Origin of the sequence: Mesorhizobium sp. B2-2-3, assembly GCF_006442405.1 — a bacterium.
In the GTDB taxonomy this organism is placed as follows: domain Bacteria; phylum Pseudomonadota; class Alphaproteobacteria; order Rhizobiales; family Rhizobiaceae; genus Mesorhizobium.
The window spans coordinates 1-1,066 of sequence record NZ_VFWC01000032.1 but is presented as its reverse complement, the minus strand read 5'-3'; the positions used below and the strand labels follow the sequence as shown (position 1 = coordinate 1,066).

General features: G+C 56.4%; 2 protein-coding genes and 1 tRNA gene. All 3 read right to left on the bottom strand.

What is annotated here, in order from left to right; all coding sequences use genetic code 11:
• Nucleotides 1-348: GIY-YIG nuclease family protein (locus tag FJ951_RS28330; RefSeq protein WP_348640071.1), on the bottom strand; the 348-nt coding region annotated here is incomplete at its 3' end.
• Between the two features lie 174 nt (nt 349-522).
• Nucleotides 523-613 (bottom strand) — tRNA-Ser (locus FJ951_RS28325).
• Nucleotides 614-787: 174 nt separating this feature from the next.
• Nucleotides 788-1,066: hypothetical protein (locus FJ951_RS28655; protein WP_210239651.1), on the bottom strand; the 279-nt coding region annotated here is incomplete at its 5' end.

Below are 1,066 nucleotides of genomic sequence, written 5' to 3'. Positions count from 1 at the left end.
GAATCGAACGAAACAACCGTTTTGGTGGTGCGTGTTTTTGCAGCAAACAATTGGTATTGCTGCGTTTTTCCGGGAATCCCTGGGTTTTTTCACAAGGAAGGGGCATTCACCACAGACGTTTGCTGGCGAAGGCGTGCCCGGAACCGGATTTGAGATAACGCTCAATGAAGTCGCCTTGGCTTGATTCGAGAACGCCACATAGGTGACGATCTGCCATGGCAGGAACTTGGATGTGTGACTGGATTTTCCGTCATTGTGCTCGGCAAGCCGTCGCTTCAAGTCGGACGTGATGCCGACATAACGCTCACCGTCGGCAGTCTTGCTTTCCAGCAGGTATACATACCACACGACCGGCCCTCCTTTGCCAAGGCTTCGGAGGGCATCCTGCTTCGCGCTGAGGGTATTGCCAATCCTGCTTTTGCAAGCTTGCGGCCCTCCTTCGCCGAGGCTTCGGAGGACATCCTGCTTCGCGCTGAGGTCTGGTCTGGGCTTGTCCTGCGAAGCTCGAAGAGCGAAGCAGGATGGCGGAGAGGATGGGATTCGAACCCACGAGAAGCTTTTGACCTCTACTCCCTTAGCAGGGGAGCGCCTTCGACCACTCGGCCACCTCTCCGTTGCGCCGCTGGATAAAGAAAAGCGCCGGCACAATCAACAAGCCCCAGCCAATATCTCGGAAAAAGAAGCCATTATACGGAAAAATAAGAACGCACCGGCCTGCGGCCTTCCGCGATGCGGCGGTTCTGCGGCGATTCCCTGGCTGGCGGCTCAAGGCCTCGCCATGATTCCGTCAGCCGATCGCCGGATTCGCCCGTAAACAAGGGGCTGGGGCGGGCCGAAGGTTAATGAGAGCTTTCTGAGTGAGGCCAAATCGTGTCATTTGTGCAACAACGCTGGGGGATAGCAGCCGCACAGCCCTTTCGCCGGTACGATCGTGGTTGAACCCCGTCTGCTCATGGGTAATGTCGATTTCGAAGGAGCGGCGCGGTGCGCATCTTTTTCGGTAGTGGGGATGGGGCAGGGAACGCTGTCCTTCAGCAAAGAATACCCAGACCCGTTTTTTAACTTT